The organism is Streptomyces similanensis (genome assembly GCF_039543625.1).
GTDB lineage: Bacteria > Actinomycetota > Actinomycetes > Streptomycetales > Streptomycetaceae > Streptomyces > Streptomyces similanensis.
This window is the reverse complement of record NZ_BAABKC010000044.1, coordinates 1-15,632: the sequence shown is the minus strand read 5'-3', so window position 1 is coordinate 15,632 and position 15,632 is coordinate 1. Positions and strand designations below refer to the sequence as shown.

15 protein-coding genes are annotated in these 15,632 nt (G+C 72.3%); 8 read left to right on the top strand and 7 right to left on the bottom strand.

The window, feature by feature from the left end:
* The first annotated feature begins 126 nt into the window (after positions 1-126).
* On the top strand, positions 127-666 hold the full coding sequence (locus ABEB07_RS14215) for a DinB family protein (RefSeq protein ID WP_345668636.1): 540 nt from the start codon (positions 127-129) through the stop codon (positions 664-666).
* Between the two features lie 40 nt (positions 667-706).
* Here ABEB07_RS14215 and ABEB07_RS14210 read toward each other — a convergent pair whose 3' ends face one another.
* A complete protein-coding gene (locus ABEB07_RS14210) occupies positions 707-1,072 on the bottom strand; it encodes a YbjQ family protein (RefSeq protein WP_345668635.1) in 366 nt (121 codons plus the stop codon).
* Positions 1,073-1,222: 150 nt separating this feature from the next.
* Here ABEB07_RS14210 and ABEB07_RS14205 point away from each other — a divergent pair, with 150 nt between their 5' ends.
* Complete coding sequence (locus tag ABEB07_RS14205; protein WP_345668634.1) at positions 1,223-2,350, top strand: DedA family protein; 1,128 nt, start codon at positions 1,223-1,225, stop codon at positions 2,348-2,350.
* Positions 2,351-2,392: 42 nt separating this feature from the next.
* Here the strand turns inward: ABEB07_RS14205 and ABEB07_RS14200 are convergent, their stop codons facing one another.
* Positions 2,393-4,144 (bottom strand): threonine/serine exporter family protein, encoded by a 1,752-nt coding sequence (locus ABEB07_RS14200; RefSeq protein ID WP_345668633.1) that lies wholly within the window; start codon positions 4,142-4,144, stop codon positions 2,393-2,395.
* Between the two features lie 120 nt (positions 4,145-4,264).
* On the bottom strand, positions 4,265-4,756 hold the full coding sequence (locus tag ABEB07_RS14195; protein WP_176152061.1) for an inorganic diphosphatase: 492 nt from the start codon (positions 4,754-4,756) through the stop codon (positions 4,265-4,267).
* 79 nt (positions 4,757-4,835) lie between these two features.
* Between ABEB07_RS14195 and dacB the strand changes: the two genes are divergently transcribed.
* The 6 genes from dacB to folE all read left to right on the top strand — a co-directional run bounded on the left by dacB (position 4,836) and on the right by folE (position 13,107).
* Positions 4,836-6,467: a D-alanyl-D-alanine carboxypeptidase/D-alanyl-D-alanine endopeptidase gene (gene dacB, locus ABEB07_RS14190; protein WP_345668632.1), complete on the top strand. Its 1,632-nt coding sequence runs from the start codon at positions 4,836-4,838 to the stop codon at positions 6,465-6,467.
* A gap of 514 nt (positions 6,468-6,981) precedes the next feature.
* Positions 6,982-8,079, top strand: coding sequence for a zinc-dependent metalloprotease (locus tag ABEB07_RS14185; RefSeq protein ID WP_345668933.1), 1,098 nt, complete (start codon positions 6,982-6,984; stop codon positions 8,077-8,079).
* Positions 8,080-8,275: 196 nt separating this feature from the next.
* Complete coding sequence (gene tilS, locus ABEB07_RS14180; protein ID WP_345668631.1) at positions 8,276-9,475, top strand: tRNA lysidine(34) synthetase TilS; 1,200 nt, start codon at positions 8,276-8,278, stop codon at positions 9,473-9,475.
* Between the two features lie 110 nt (positions 9,476-9,585).
* Positions 9,586-10,146: a hypoxanthine phosphoribosyltransferase gene (gene hpt / locus ABEB07_RS14175; protein ID WP_176152063.1), complete on the top strand. Its 561-nt coding sequence runs from the start codon at positions 9,586-9,588 to the stop codon at positions 10,144-10,146.
* A gap of 185 nt (positions 10,147-10,331) precedes the next feature.
* Positions 10,332-12,371 (top strand): ATP-dependent zinc metalloprotease FtsH, encoded by a 2,040-nt coding sequence (ftsH, locus tag ABEB07_RS14170; RefSeq protein ID WP_164585774.1) that lies wholly within the window; start codon positions 10,332-10,334, stop codon positions 12,369-12,371.
* Positions 12,372-12,501: 130 nt separating this feature from the next.
* The gene (folE, locus tag ABEB07_RS14165) at positions 12,502-13,107 is read left to right on the top strand and encodes a GTP cyclohydrolase I FolE (protein ID WP_176149961.1); all 606 of its coding nucleotides are present in this window, start codon (positions 12,502-12,504) and stop codon (positions 13,105-13,107) included.
* 83 nt (positions 13,108-13,190) lie between these two features.
* Here the strand turns inward: folE and ABEB07_RS14160 are convergent, their stop codons facing one another.
* The 4 genes from ABEB07_RS14160 to ABEB07_RS14145 all read right to left on the bottom strand — a co-directional run bounded on the left by ABEB07_RS14160 (position 13,191) and on the right by ABEB07_RS14145 (position 15,543).
* Positions 13,191-13,679, bottom strand: coding sequence for a DUF3180 domain-containing protein (locus ABEB07_RS14160; RefSeq protein ID WP_164585772.1), 489 nt, complete (start codon positions 13,677-13,679; stop codon positions 13,191-13,193).
* Between the two features lie 133 nt (positions 13,680-13,812).
* On the bottom strand, positions 13,813-14,424 hold the full coding sequence (gene folK, locus ABEB07_RS14155) for a 2-amino-4-hydroxy-6-hydroxymethyldihydropteridine diphosphokinase (RefSeq protein WP_176149962.1): 612 nt from the start codon (positions 14,422-14,424) through the stop codon (positions 13,813-13,815).
* On the bottom strand, positions 14,421-14,780 hold the full coding sequence (gene folB, locus ABEB07_RS14150; RefSeq protein ID WP_164585770.1) for a dihydroneopterin aldolase: 360 nt from the start codon (positions 14,778-14,780) through the stop codon (positions 14,421-14,423). Before folB ends, folK begins: the two co-directional genes overlap by 4 nt.
* A 259-nt stretch (positions 14,781-15,039) precedes the next feature.
* On the bottom strand, positions 15,040-15,543 hold the full coding sequence (locus ABEB07_RS14145; protein ID WP_176149963.1) for a nuclear transport factor 2 family protein: 504 nt from the start codon (positions 15,541-15,543) through the stop codon (positions 15,040-15,042).
* Between the last annotated feature and the right edge of the window lie 89 nt (positions 15,544-15,632).

Genomic DNA, 15,632 nt, shown 5'->3' with positions numbered 1-15,632 from the left:
ACGACATCGCGGAAGGACGACACCCCGCGCCCTGGACCCTTGCGGACAGAACCTGACCGCAAGGGTTCGTAGCGTGGTCGGTGTCGGGGCACGAGGGCGCCGACGCGGACGGAAGGCGGGCCGGTCATGGTCACTCACGTGGGAGCCGAGGAGCGGGGCGACGAGCGCGGGGCGCTGCTGGCGTTCCTGGAGGAACAGCGCGGCGGCATCCGGCGGGCGCTGCTCGGGCTGACCGAGGAGCAGGCGCGGTCGCGGCCGAGCGCGAGCGAGCTGTCCCTGGGCGGGCTGCTCAAGCACGTCGTGGAGGTCGAGCAAGCCTGGGTCGCCCGGGCGAAGCAGGTGCCGCCGGCGATCGTGCGCGACGCGTCGAACTGGCACGAGTGCTTCGAGCTCGCCGCGGACCAGACGGTCGCGGGGCAGCTGGCGTACTGGGAGGAGGTGGCCGCCGAGACGGAGGCGTACATCCGTTCGGCGCCCAGCCTCGACGACACCTTCCCGCTGCCGGACGAGCCCTGGTTCCCGCCGGACGAGCGGGTCTCGCTGCGCTGGCTGTGCCTGAACCTGATCCGGGAGACGGCCCGGCACGCCGGTCACGCCGACATCATCCGGGAGTCGCTGGACGGGCGGACCGCGTTCGAGCTGGTGGCCCTGGCACGGCAGGACTGACCCGGCGACCTGGTCCGTCGCGCGATCTGTCCGGCCCGGGCTACTCCCGGGCCACGACCACCGCCGTCCCGTACGCGCAGACCTCCGTGCCGACGTCCGCCGCCTCGGTGACGTCGAAGCGGAAGGCCAGCACCGCGTTGGCGCCCCGGGCGCGGGCCTGCTCGATGAGCCGTTCCATGGCCTGGTTGCGGGTCTCCACCAGCGTCTTGGTGAGCCCCTTCAGCTCGCCGCCGATCATCGACTTCAGGCCCGCGCCGATCTGGCTGCCCAGATGCCGGGACCGGACCGTCAGCCCGAAGACCTCGCCGATGACCTGCTCGACCCGGTGGCCGGGCAGGTCGTTCGTCGTGACGACCAGCACATCCGCGCCGGCGCCCTGGCCGCCGCCGTACTCCTCGATTCCCATGGCTCACAGGGTGGACCCGGGCGGCGCACAGCGCATCCCCGCGCAGGCGATGGAACCTGGGCCGTACACCATCCGTTGATACGTTGTGCGGCAGTACCACGGGGGCCGCAGCGCCGCCGTCCTTCCTCACCCCCTCAGGAGCCCGGTACCGTGACGACGCTCGCCCTCGGCCCGAGCTGGCTTGATCCGAACTACCTCCTCGACACCTTCGGCATCTGGGGGCTGCTGCTCGTCGTCTTCGCCGAGTCGGGCCTGCTGATCGGCTTCTTCCTGCCGGGCGACTCCCTGCTGTTCACCTGCGGGCTGCTGATCACCTCGCACCAGTTGGACTTCCCGCTGTGGGCCGCGATCGTCCTGATCTGCCTCGCCGCCGTCCTCGGCGACCAGGCCGGCTACATGTTCGGCAAGAAGGTCGGTCCGTCCCTGTTCAACCGCCCGGACTCGCGCCTGTTCAAGCAGGAGAACGTCACCAAGGCGCACGAGTTCTTCGAGCAGTACGGCCCCAAGTCGCTGGTCCTGGCCCGCTTCGTGCCGATCGTGCGCACGTTCACGCCGATCATCGCGGGCGTCAGCGGCATGAAGTACCGCTCGTTCCTGGTCTTCAACCTCATCGGCGGCATCCTGTGGGGCGCGGGCGTCACCCTGCTCGGCTCCTGGCTGGGCAACATCGCCTTCGTCAAGGACAACATCGAGGCGATCCTGATCCTGGTCGTCCTCGTCTCGGTGGTGCCGATCGGCATCGAGTTCCTCCGGGCCCGCTCCAAGGCGAAGAAGAACCCGCAGGCCCCGGCCCGGGAGGAGCCGGCCTTCGCGCCGCAGTCGCCGTACCAGCAGTCGCCGTACGCGCAGCAGGCCCACGGTCAGCAGGGCTACGACCAGCAGGGCTACGGTCAGCAGGGGTACGGCCAGCAGGGATACGGGCAGCCGGTCGCGGACGACGCGACGACCCAGCTGCGCCGCATCGACCCGGCCGCGCAGGGCGCCCCCCGCCCGCAGTCCGGCCCCCACGACGGCCAGAACCCCCCGCACGGACAGCAGCGGTACGGCCACCCCCACCCGCAGCGGAACCAGCACTACGGCGAGCAGTACCCGCAGCAGCAGCCGCACCAGCAGCCCTACGGGCAGCAGCACCAGCAGCCGCAGCAGCCCTACGCCGGCCAGCACGGCCAGCACGGCCAGCAGGGCCGGCAGGGTCAGCAGCACGACCAGTACGGCGAGTACGACCCCGACCGGAACCAGCCGGACCCGCGGGACCAGGGCTATTACCGCGCCCCCTGACGTCCCGGAGTCCCCCGGACCCTCCAGGCGGGGCGGACCGGGTCAGAAACCCCTCGTCCGCTTCGCCGCCCGCCGCTTCCCGGCGGAGCCGATCCGCAGGAACATCCGCGAGATCTCCGAACCGAGGTTCACGCCGATCGCGATGGCCATGGCGAGCGACACCGCCTTGGCCATCGACACCAGCCCCTTGTCGACGTTGTTCTGCGCGATCGACAGCAGACCGAAGTACGTCGCCGAACCCGGCAGCAGCGGTCCGATCGCGGCGGTGGTGTAGGGCAGCGCCGAGACGAACCGGTAGCGGGACAGCAGCTGCCCGAACAGGCCCACCAGACCCGCCGCGACCGCCGTCGAGGCCACCGGCGAGATGTCGCCGACGTTGTGCATCGCCCCGTACACCACCCACGCCACTCCGCCGTTGAGCGTCACCCACAGCACGGTGGACCGCTCCTGCTGGAGCAGCACGGCGAAGGTCAGCGACAGCAGCATCGAGGCGATGATCTGGAGCACCGGCCGCTGGCTGCCGATGAGCGCCGCGTCCGGGTTGAGCTGGGCGCCCAGCTTCACCCCGAAGTAGAGGACCAGCAGCACGCCCACGACGATGCCGACGAAGAAGTACATGACCTCCAGCAGGCGCGCGGAGGCGGTGATGTAGAAGCCGGTCAGCCCGTCCTGCACGCCCGCCACCAGCGCCCGCCCGGGCAGCAGCGCGAAGAGTCCACCGGTGATCACCGCGGACGCCTTCACGTCGACGTCCGCCACCGTGAGCGCCACGCCGATCGCGGCCGGCGGCATCGCGGCCACCGTGAACTGGTAGAACTCCGGCAGTCCGCGCCCCGCGCACAGCCACGCCAGCCGGTCGCCGAGCATCGCGCCGATCGCCGCCGCGGCGAAGACCAGCGGGCCGCCGCCGACGAGCAGGGAGGCCGCGCCGGCCAGCAGCCCGGCCGCGCAGGTCAGCGCCCAGCCGGGGTAGGGGTGGCGGTTGCGGCGGATCTCCGCGAGCCGCCGGTAGGCCTCCTCCAGGGAGACATGGGTCTCGGGGTCGCTCAGGTCGTCGACGAGCCGGTAGACGGCCGCCAGACGGGTGTAGTCGGTGCCGCGGCGGCGCACCACGCGGGTGGCCGAGACCGGGTCCTCCACCAGGGACGGCTGGTAGGAGACGGACAGCAGGGTGAAGGTGACGTTCGGCTCGCAGCGGTCCAGGCCGTAGGAGCGGCACACCGCGAACATCGCGGTCTCCACGTCCTCGGCGCCCTCGCCGCCGGCGAGCAGCAGCTCGCCGATGCGCAGGGTCAGGTCGAGGACGCGCGGGACGGCCGGGCCGCCCTCCTCCGCCTTGTGCGCCTGTTCGAGCGCGGGCCGTTCGGTGACCGGCATGCGCAGCATGGTGCGCATCCGGTCCTGCCAGGGCACGTCCTTGGTCAGGCTGACCGCCGGGACGCCGCCCGGCGGGGTGAAGGCGCCCGGGGCCTGCCGGGCGGTGTAGGTGCTGGGCGTGCTGAACGCCGATCCCTCCGGCTCGGTGACCGGCGGCTCGGGCGCCTCCAGACCGGTCGGGAGGGCGAACTCCGAGGTGGTCTCGGACTCGCCGCCGCCCGCCTTGGGCGCGGCCAGCCCCTCGGGCAGCGCGAACTCCGACGTCGTGGACGACTCGTTGTCGACCGGGACGGGCGCCGGGACCGCCTTGGGCACCGGGATCACCTGCGTCGCCTGGGTCGTGGACGAGCCCGAAGGAGGTCTGAACGCGCTCCTCGCCTCGTCCGACTGCGGTTTGCGGTCCTCCGCATCCGTCACTGGGCAACGCTCCCTGAACGACACCTTCCGTATGCCTCAGTATGCGCGGGAACACCCGCCGACATGCCAAAGGGCCGCGTCACCCCGGTGGGGTGCACGCGGCCCGCGGGCGTCGAACGGTCAGTGACCGCCCTGCTCCTGGAAGCGCTTGCGGGACCGCTCGATCTCCGCCTCGGCGTCGGTGCGGCCGACCCAGTTGGCGCCCTCGACGGACTTGCCGGGCTCCAGGTCCTTGTAGACCTCGAAGAAGTGCTGGATCTCCAGGCGGTCGAACTCCGACACGTGGTGGATGTCGCGCAGGTGCTCCACCCGCGGGTCGGACGCCGGGACGCACAGCAGCTTGTCGTCGCCGCCGGCCTCGTCCGTCATCCGGAACATGCCGATGGCGCGGCACTTGATGAGGCAGCCCGGGAAGGTCGGCTCGTCCAGGATGACCAGCGCGTCCAGCGGGTCGCCGTCCTCGCCGAGGGTGTCCTCGACGAAGCCGTAGTCGGCCGGGTAGCTGGTCGAAGTGAAGAGTCGACGGTCAAGGCGGATACGACCGGTCTCGTGGTCCACCTCGTACTTGTTCCGCGAACCCTTCGGAATCTCGATCGTGACGTCGAACTCCACCGGTGGCTCCTCCATGATCAGCACATAGTTCTGGTGATTAAGTGTCCCTCACGCAGGTGTGTGATCGCGAAAGGGGCTGGTGGTCGTGCCGGAGCTGAGGGGCTGGCGGGCGGCGCGACCGCGTCTGGAACGCCTGGCACGGGCCGCACGGCCGCGTCTGGCGCGGGCCGCACGCACCGCGGGACCGGGGCTCGCGCGCCTGGCGCGGTCCGCCGGGCCGCGGATCGCACGGCTCGCCGGACCCACCGGGTCACGGCCGGCCCGGCCCAGAACCTGGCAGTACACCGCCGGCGCCGCCACCGCCGGGCTGGCGCTGGCCGCCGGTGTGGTGACCGCCGCCGGTCCCTGGGACTCCACCGGTCAGCGTACGGCCGAGCGGGACCGGGCAGTCGCCCTGGGGCGGACGGGTGGCGCAGATCACGGCCGCGGTTCCGATACGTCCGCTACGTCCCCCGCCCGGGCCGGCGAGCCGAAGCCCGCGCCCAGCGCGGGGGCGGTCCTGGTGGGCCTCGACGCGGCCGGCGCCACGGTGAAGTCGGCGTCCGGCGCGAAACCCCTGGGCGCGGTGCTGGACCCGTTGCTGGGCGACGCCGCCCTCGGCTCCCGGCACTCCGCGGCGGTCGTCGACGCGGCCACCGGCCGGACGCTGTACGACCAGGACGCCGGCCAGGCGCTCACCCCGGCCTCCGTCACCAAGATCGCCACCGCGGTCGCCGCGCTGTCCGCCCTCGGCCCCGACCACCGCTTCACCACCCGCGCCGCGCTGGAGCCCGGCGCCCGCGAGGTCGTCCTGGTCGGCGGCGGCGACCCGACCCTGACCGCCCGCGCCGACGCGCACGGCTGGGCCTCCCTGCGCACCCTCGCCGACGGCACGGCCGCCGCCCTCGCCCGGCGCGGACTGCGCGAGGTGACGCTCTCGTACGACACCTCCCTGTACACCGGCCCCGACCTGCACCCGATCGGCGTCAACGACAACGTGGCCAGGGTGACGGCCCTGACCGCCGACGAGGCCCGCACCGACGGCTCGGCCAGCGGACCCGCGCCCCGGGCCGACGATCCGGCGGCGGACGCCGCCCGCGCCTTCGGCCGGTTCCTGGCCGGGCACGGCGTCAAGGTCACCGACCCCGGCCCGTCCAAGGCCACCGGCCGCGCGCGGACTCTGGCGAGCGTGTCCTCGCCGCCGCTGTCCGACGTGGTCGAACGGATGCTCACCAACAGCGACAACGACATCGCCGAGGCGCTGGCCCGGCAGACCGCCGCGGCGAGCGGCGAGCACGCCGACTTCGCCGGCGGCGCCCGGGCGATCGCCGCCCGGCTGAAGAAGCTCGGCCTGCCGCTGGCGGGCGCGCGGTTCCACGACGGCAGCGGCCTCGACCGCGACGACCGACTCACCGCGAACCTGCTGACGGCCCTGCTGCGCACCGCCGCCGACCCGGCCCGGCCCGGACTGCGCCCGGTCCTCACCGGCCTGCCGGTGGCCGGCTTCACCGGCACCCTGGCCGACCGCTACGCGGCGGACGGCGCGGCCGGGATCGTGCGGGCCAAGACCGGCACCCTCACGGGCGTGAACACCCTGGCGGGGACGGCGGTGGACCGCGACGGCCGGCTGCTGGTCTTCGCCTTCCTCACCGACGGCACCACGGACCCCCAGGCGGCCCAGTCCGCCCTGGATACGACGGCGACGGCCCTGACGGCGTGCGGCTGCCGCTGACCCGCTCCGGGGCGGAACCTTTCCACCCCAGCCGTTCCGCCCGGACGGAACCTTCCGCCCCGACTGCCCTGCCCGGACGGAACTTTCCGCCCCGACTGCCCTGCCCGGGCGGATCCTTTTGCCCCGGCTGCCCTGTCCGGGCGGAACCTTGCTGGCCCGGCCGTCCCGCCCGGGCGGAATCTTGCTGGCCCGGCTGTTCTGTCCGGGCGGAACCTTTCGACCCCAGCCGCCCGGCCAAGGGCCGCACGTTCCGCCGGGCGACCGCCCGCACCGCCGAGGGGTTGTCCATACCGCCGAAGGCTGTATCCGCCCCGGCCGGCGTGGCGTACCGCCGTGGGCAGGCGTTGCGCACGGCGCGGGGGCGGGCGCGGCCCGTCACTCGGGTGCCCGGCCGGGTGACGGCGCCCGTCGGCCCGCGCCCCGGGCGGCAGCCCTCCGCCACGGCCTGCCCCAAGTGGCGGCGCTCACGTACCGTTGACGCATGACGAGCATCGGTGGTGCCGCAAGTCCCGGGATGGTCGACTGGAACCTCGCGGTGGCGACCGCGACCCGGCTGGTCAGGCCCGGCCCGGAGGTGAGCCGGGACGAGGCCCGGGCGGTCGTCGCGGAACTGCGCCGGCACGCCAAGGTCTCCGAGGAGCACGTCCGCGCCTTCACCCGCATGGGCTCCGAGGAGACCCACGACACCCCGGTCCTCGTGGTCGACCGGCCGGGCTGGGTCCGGGCCAACGTCGCCGGCTTCCGGGAACTGCTCAAACCCCTGCTGGACAAGATGCAGCAGCGGCGCGGCGGCGGCCCCGGCAACGCCGTCCTCGGCGCCGTCGGCGGCAAGGTCACCGGCGTGGAGCTGGGCGTGCTGCTGTCCTTCCTCGCCTCCCGCGTCCTCGGCCAGTACGAGACCTTCGCCCCGGCCACCCGCGAACTGCCCGCGGGGCAGAACGGCGGCGGACGGCTGCTGCTGGTCGCCCCCAACATCGTCCACGTCGAGCGGGAACTCGACGTCGAGCCGCACGACTTCCGGCTGTGGGTGTGCCTGCACGAGGAGACGCACCGCACGCAGTTCACGGCGGTGCCCTGGCTGCGCGACCACCTGGAGGGCGAGATCCAGTCGTTCCTCTCGGAGACCGACGTCGACCCCACCGCCTTCCTCGAACGCATCCGCGACGCCGCCCAGTCGCTGGTCGGCGGCCGCCCCGAGGGCGAGGAGGACGACGGCGGCCGGTCCCTGGTCGAACTGGTGCAGACGCCCGCCCAGCGGGAGATCCTGGGCCGGCTCACCGCCGTCATGTCCCTGCTGGAGGGACACGCCGACTACGTGATGGACGGCGTCGGCCCCGACGTCGTGCCGACCGTGGCGGAGATCCGCGAGAAGTTCCAGCAGCGCCGCGCCAAGGGCGCCTCGCGGCTCGACAGCGCCCTGCGCAAGCTGCTGGGCCTGGACGCCAAGCTGCGCCAGTACCGCGACGGCGAGCGGTTCGTCCGCGCGGTCGTCGACGAGGTCGGCATGGACGGCTTCAACCGCGTGTGGACCTCCCCGAACACCCTCCCCACCAAGACCGAGATCGCCAAACCGGCGGACTGGGTCGCACGGGTGCACCGCAGGGGCGAGTGAGGAACTCACGTGCGGAGGGGGCGGACCGAATCCGGCCGACGGCAGGCGAACGCCCCTCCAATCACCCGTCCGAGGGACCGTAGGCAATGGGTAGGCGTGCAATGCTCGGGGAACGGCCCGTTTCTGTCACCATCGACACACTCTGAGTGACCGATCTCGGGCTCACCCCCCGAATACTCCGTGAAGGGAACCGGACATGGGTCCCCATCCTGCGGTCGCGGCGATACGCCTGGCGGTACGCCGCGTCCTGAACGACATCCTCGACGAGCAGACCGCGCCCGGCGCCGGGCCGCCCCGCCCCGAGCTCCAGACCGCGCACGCGGCGCAGCAGGCGTACGGCGGGCAGGTGCGCCACGCCGCCCCCGCCCCGCGCGCCGAGTGGTCCGCCGGGCGGCCGCAGCGCGGCGTGCCGACCCCCGGCCGCGGCCGGGAAGCCGCCGCCCGCCCCGGCACCGGGGCGCGAACCCCGCACGAGCACCCGCCCGCCCCGCTGGTGCTCGTCGCCTGTTCCGGCGGCGCCGACTCCATGGCGCTCGCCTCCGCCCTCGCCTTCGAAGCCCCCAAGCTCGGCATCCGGGCCGGTGGCGTCACCGTCGACCACGGCCTCCAGACCGGCTCCGACCTCAGGGCCGGCGAGGTCGCCCAGCGGCTGCGTGAACTGGGCCTCGACCCGGTCGACGCCGTCGCCGTCAGCGTGGGCCGCGAGGGCGGCCCCGAGGCCGCCGCCCGCGACGCCCGCTACGCCGCCCTGGACACCGCCGCCGAACGCCACGGCGCCGCCGCGGTCCTGCTCGGCCACACCCGCGACGACCAGGCCGAGACCGTGCTGCTGGGGCTGGCCCGCGGCTCCGGCATCCGCTCCCTGTCCGGAATGGCCGCGGTCTCGGGGGCCGGCGGCCGTTACCGGCGCCCGTTCCTGCACCTGGACCGCCAGACCGCCCGCAAGGCCTGCCTGGTCCAGTCCCTGCCCGTCTGGGACGACCCGCACAACGCGGACCCCGCCTACACCCGCTCCCGACTGCGCCACGAGGGCCTGCCCGCGCTGGAGAAGGCCCTCGGCAAGGGCGTCGTGGAGGCCCTCGCCCGCACCGCGCAGCTCTCCCGCGACGACGCCGACGCCCTGGACGCCTGGGCCGGGCAGGCCGACGCCGCCGTCCGCGACGACGCCGGCCGGCTGGAGTGCGCCAAACTCTCCGTCCTGCCGCCCGCCGTGCGCCGCCGCATCCTGCGCCGGGCCGCCATCGAGGCCGGCGCCCCGGCGGGCTCCCTGTTCGCCCGGCACATCGAGGAAGTCGACCGGCTGATCACCGGTTGGCGCGGTCAGGGAGTCATCAACCTCCCGGGCAAAGTCGTCGCCCAGCGGCAGGGTGGCAGACTGGTGATTCGGCAAGGCTGAATCCTTCCCTCTCGGGGAGGCCCCGGTCTCCCCTCCGGGGAGGTGCCGGACGGCCGGCCTCCCCGCAGGGGGAGGGCCGGAACAGCCGGTGGGACGACCGACCGAAAGTGATGCGGGTGGACGCGAAAGACATGGGTGCCGACCTTCAGCAGGTGCTCATCACCAAGGAAGAGATCGACGCGAAGCTGGCGGAGCTGGCCGCGAAGATCGACGCGGAGTACGCGGGCAAGGACCTGCTGATCGTCGGCGTGCTCAAGGGCGCGGTCATGGTCATGGCCGACCTGGCCCGGTCCCTGTCCACCCCCGTCACCATGGACTGGATGGCGGTGTCCTCCTACGGCGCCGGCACCCAGTCCTCCGGAGTGGTGCGGATCCTCAAGGACCTCGACACCGACATCAAGGGCCGGCACGTCCTGATCGTCGAGGACATCATCGACTCCGGGCTGACCCTGTCCTGGCTGCTGTCCAACCTCGGCTCCCGCGAGCCGGCCTCCCTCAAGGTGTGCACGCTGCTGCGCAAGCCGGACGCCGCGAAGGTCGCCATCGACGTGGAGTGGGTCGGCTTCGACATCCCCAACGAGTTCGTCGTCGGCTACGGCCTCGACTACGCCGAGAAATACCGCAACCTGCCGTTCGTCGGTACGCTCGCCCCCCACGTCTACGGCGGCTGACCCGGGCGGTTCCGGCTCCATGACGGTGATCGGGAACCCCGGCGGCCCCGGAGCCGTTGGAGCATGCAGACGGGGACGCCGGCTCTCCTGTGCGGCTACCAGCCGCCATGCTGGGGTACCGTCAGAAGAACTGTCTTATCAAACTCACTATGGCAGGAGGGACGGGGCGGCACCGCTCCGTATGGATGGACGTGAAGCGATACTTCCGTGGGCCGGTCATGTGGATCGTGCTGGCCGTCCTTGCCGTGGTCGTGTTGATGCAGGTCGTCGGCTCGTCCGGCGGCTACAAGTCGGTGGACACAGGCCAGGTCGTAGCGGCGATCAATGACAACCGGGTCCTGCAGGCCAAGCTGACCACCGGCGACGAGCAGACCATCAAGGTCGAGCTCAAGGACGGGCAGAAGGTCGACGGCAGCTCGAAGATCCAGGCGAGCTACATCGGCGATCAGGGCGTGACCATCGCCAACACGCTGCAGACCAAGTACCAGGACAAGCAGATCCCGAAGGGCTACACGGTCTCGCCGACCAAGCAGAACGCGTTCGTCGGCGTCCTGCTGTCCCTGCTGCCCTTCGTCCTCATCGTCGTCGTCTTCCTGTTCCTGATGAATCAGATGCAGGGCGGCGGCTCCCGGGTCATGAACTTCGGCAAGTCCAAGGCCAAGCTCATCACCAAGGACACCCCGAAGACGACGTTCTCGGACGTCGCCGGCGCGGACGAGGCCGTCGAGGAGCTCCACGAGATCAAGGAGTTCCTCCAGGAGCCGGCCAAGTTCCAGGCCGTCGGCGCCAAGATCCCCAAGGGCGTGCTGCTCTACGGCCCGCCCGGCACCGGCAAGACCCTGCTCGCGCGCGCCGTCGCGGGCGAGGCGGGCGTGCCGTTCTACTCGATCTCCGGTTCCGACTTCGTCGAGATGTTCGTCGGCGTCGGCGCCTCCCGGGTCCGCGACCTGTTCGAGCAGGCCAAGGCGAACGCCCCGGCGATCGTCTTCGTCGACGAGATCGACGCGGTCGGCCGCCACCGCGGCGCCGGCCTCGGCGGCGGTCACGACGAGCGCGAGCAGACCCTGAACCAGCTGCTCGTCGAGATGGACGGCTTCGACGTCAAGGGCGGCGTCATCCTGATCGCCGCCACCAACCGGCCGGACATCCTCGACCCGGCGCTGCTGCGCCCGGGCCGCTTCGACCGCCAGATCGCGGTCGACCGTCCCGACATGCAGGGCCGTCTGGAGATCCTCAAGGTCCACCAGAAGGGCAAGCCGGTCGCGCCCGACGTCGACCTGGCCGCCGTCGCCCGCCGCACCCCCGGCTTCACCGGCGCCGATCTGTCCAACGTCCTGAACGAGGCCGCGCTCCTCACGGCCCGCAGCGACCAGAAGCTGATCGACAACAAGATGCTGGACGAGGCGATCGACCGGGTGGTCGCGGGCCCGCAGAAGCGGACCCGGATCATGTCGGACAAGGAGAAGAAGATCACCGCGTACCACGAGGGCGGACACGCCCTGGTCGCGGCGGCCTCGCCGAACTCCGACCCGGTCCACAAGATCACCATCCTGTCCCGCGGCCGCGCCCTGGGCTACACGATGGTCCTGCCGGACGAGGACAAGTACTCGACCACGCGCAACGAGATGCTCGACCAGCTCGCCTACATGCTGGGCGGCCGGGCGGCGGAGGAACTGGTCTTCCACGACCCGACCACCGGTGCCGCCAACGACATCGAGAAGGCCACCTCCACGGCCCGCGCGATGGTCACCCAGTACGGCATGACCGAGCGTCTGGGCGCCATCAAGTTCGGCGGCGACAACACCGAGCCGTTCCTCGGCCGCGAGATGGCCCACCAGCGCGACTACTCGGAAGAGGTCGCCGCGCTGGTGGACGAGGAAGTCAAGAAGCTCATCGAGAACGCGCACAACGAGGCCTGGGAGATCCTGGTCGAGAACCGCGACGTCCTCGACAACCTCGTCCTGGCGCTCCTGGAGAAGGAGACCCTGGGCAAGGAGGAGATCGCGGAGGTCTTCGCGCCGATCGTGAAGCGTCCCCCGCGGCCGGCCTGGACCGGTTCCTCCCGCCGCACCCCCTCCACCCGCCCGCCGGTGCTCTCCCCCAAGGAGCTGGCACTGACCAACGGAGCGAACGGCGCCACGGCGTCGATCAGCACCGTGAAGTCGACGGCGACGGAGTCCGCCCCGGCGACGGAGCAGACGCCGGAGGACCGTCCGGAGAGCTGACCGGAGAGCCGTCCGGAGGCAGCCTGGCCGCCTCCGGCCCCGGAATGGATGCCGCGCCCCCCTGGTTCTAGCCTTGGGGGCGCGGCATTTCGCATGCCCGCTGATGAGACACACAGGAACGAGGCTTCAGATGACCGACCCCGTGACGCTGGACGGCGAGGGCACCATCGGCGAGTTCGACGAGAAGCGCGCCGAGAACGCCGTGCGCGAGTTGCTCATCGCGGTCGGCGAGGACCCGGACCGCGAGGGCCTGCTCGACACCCCGGCACGGGTGGCGCGGGCGTACCGGGAGATATTCGCGGGACTGTGGCAGAAGCCCGAGGACGTCCTGACGACGACGTTCGACCTGGGGCACGACGAGATGGTGCTGGTGAAGGACATCGAGGTGTTCTCCACCTGCGAGCACCACCTCGTGCCGTTCCGCGGCGTCGCCCACGTCGGATACATCCCGTCCGCCAGCGGGAAGATCACCGGTCTGTCCAAGCTGGCCCGGCTGGTGGACGTCTACGCCCGCCGTCCGCAGGTGCAGGAACGTCTCACCACGCAGGTCGCGGACTCGCTGATGGAGATCTTGGAGCCGCGCGGCGTGATCGTGGTCGTGGAGTGCGAGCACATGTGCATGTCCATGCGCGGCATCCGCAAGCCCGGCGCGAAGACCATCACCTCGGCGGTGCGCGGCCAGCTGCGCGACGCCGCCACGCGCAACGAGGCGATGAGCCTGATCATGGCGCGCTGAGCCGTCCGGCCCCCATCGGAGGTCCGTGTCCCGCCCCGCCCCTGGTCGTCGGGGCCGGGGCGGTCACCCGGCCGGCGGCGCGCTCAGGCCGCCGGTTCCGCGTTGCCGTGGTCCTCGTCGTCGTCCTCGGGGAGCTTGCAGACCCGTTCGAGGAAGAGGGCCGCCGCTATCACCGCGATGCCGGCCAGGACCGAGAAGGCCGCGTAGACGGCCTGGTCGCGGCGGGCCGGGATGTCGAGGAGTTCCAGCAGGAAGACGCCGGTGCCGCCGTACATGCCGGCGACCAGCGCGGCCACCAGGGCGCTCGCCTGGCCGAAGACGACCGCGCGGGCCGCCATCAGCGGGTCCACGCCCTTGGCGCCGGGCCGCCGTTCGCGCTGCGCCTTGAACCGGGCGCGCAGCGACAGCGCCGTGGACAGCAGGACGACGGCGATCAGGCCGAGGACGATCGGCGCGGCCACCGGCACGCTGGGCAGCGTCCCCACCGAGTTCCACAGCCGGGCGCCCGCCCAGGACAGCACTCCGGCCACGACGAACACGCCGGCCAGCACCCTGATGCGCAGCTCTTTCACGGTGTCCCTTCAGCTCCCCCGGACCGTGGTCGGGCGTGGGCGGCCGCCGGCCGGACCCGGTCGCCGGGTCCGGCCGCGGCCGAACATCGTCTGGACGTACGGCCGCGGCCGTACGTCGTCTAGACCTTAACGACTACTCGGGCAGCCGGAGTTCCAGGTCCGCGCGCGGTTCGACGCCCGCACGGGTGACGGAGGCCAGCAGGCCGGAGACCGGTCCGCGGCCCGGGAGCTGGGCCTCGGGGTCCACGTCGTGCCACGGGGCGAGGACGAAGGCGCGTTCGTGGGCGCGCGGGTGCGGGAGCGTCAGCCGGGGGTCGTCGGAGACGACGTCGGCGTAGGAGACGATGTCGACGTCGATGGTGCGCGGGCCCCAGCGCTCGTCCCGGACCCGGTTGAACGCCTCCTCGACGGCGTGCGCCCGCTCCAGCAGGGAGGACGGCGGCAGCGTCGTCTTCAGCACCACCACGGCGTTGAAGTACGACGGCTGGGAGCCGGGATCGACGCCCCACGGCTCGGTCTCGTAGACGGGGGAGACCGCCTTGATGCGCACGCCGGGCGTGTCCTCCAGGGCGTCGATGGCGCCCTGGAGGGTCTCCAGGCGGTTGCCGAGGTTGGAGCCGAGGGAGACGACGGCCCGTTTCGGGTTGCTGAGGGTGGTGTCGGCGGCGTCGACCTGCTGGACGACCGAGGCGGGCACCGGCTGGACGGTCGGGTCGCTGTGACCCTGGAGGAAAGGTCGGGTCATACTCGGCTCCGGGTGATGGTGACGGTCACGTCGTCGAAGGGGACGGTGATCGGGGCGTCCGGTTTGTGGACGCAGACCTCGACCTGCTCCACCCCCTCGTGCTTCAGACAGACCTGGGCGATGCGCTCGGCGAGCGTCTCGATCAGGTTCACCGGCTCGCCCTCCACCGCGGCCACGACCTCTTCGGCCACGATGCCGTAGTGCACGGTCTTCGCCAGGTCGTCGTCGGCGGCGGCCGGCCGGGTGTCCACACCCAGGACGAGGTCGACGAGGAACGTCTGGCCCTCCTCACGCTCCTTGGGGAACACTCCGTGGTGCCCGCGGGCCTTCAGGCCGCGCAGCGCGACACGATCCACGCGAATCACTCCTGCAGTCGTCGGTGACGGCCGGTCCCTGCCGCGTGCGGGCGGCACACCGGTCTCGGACGAATCTACCCGCGGCCACCGACAGCGCCGGGCGGCGGGGCGGGCGACGGCGGGCGGAGCGGGGAGGTTTCACCGTGTGTTTCCCCTGGCGAAGCCGTCTGCTCACGGCGCGGCGGCCCCTCCGGTACCCGAAGTCGTGATTCCGGCCACTCATGCGCTCCGCCGCCCTTCCCCAGGGCCCCCTACCCGCTCAGGCGGGGCTGTCGTCGTCCTCGTCGGCGTCGTTTTCGGCCAGAACCGGGGAGGCGTGGTGCGACCAGAGCTTCCAGCCGGCCGGGGTGCGCCGGAACACGTTCGTGGCGACCACGAGCTGCCCGACCAGCGGTCCCAGCTCGTCGCCGTCGCCGGGGGCGGGGCCGCCGCTGAGGATGTTCTCGGCGCAGGTCACCAGGGCCGTGTCACCGGTGACGGAGACGTGCACGTCGGTCAGGAAGAACTGGATGTAGTCGGTGTTCGCCATGATCAGCGCGTACGAGCGCAGCACCTCGCCGCGGCCGGTCAGGGCCGGCCAGCCCGGGTGCACGCAGGAGATCACGCCGGCGTCGGCCGGATCGTGGTACTCCTCGTCGACGCCCAGGTCGGAGGGGGTGAGCCAGAGTGAGGTCAGTTCCTCGAAGTCGCCCCGCTCCAGTGCCTCGTAGTAGGCGGTGTTGGCTGCCTCGACCTGCTCGACATCCGTGTGCGGCGCGGTCACCGGGCTCCTTCGGGCGAGGCGGCCGGCTGTGCGGCGCGGACGCCGTCGCCGGCGGGCGCGGCGGCGGCCGGGGCGGCGGCGGCCGGTCC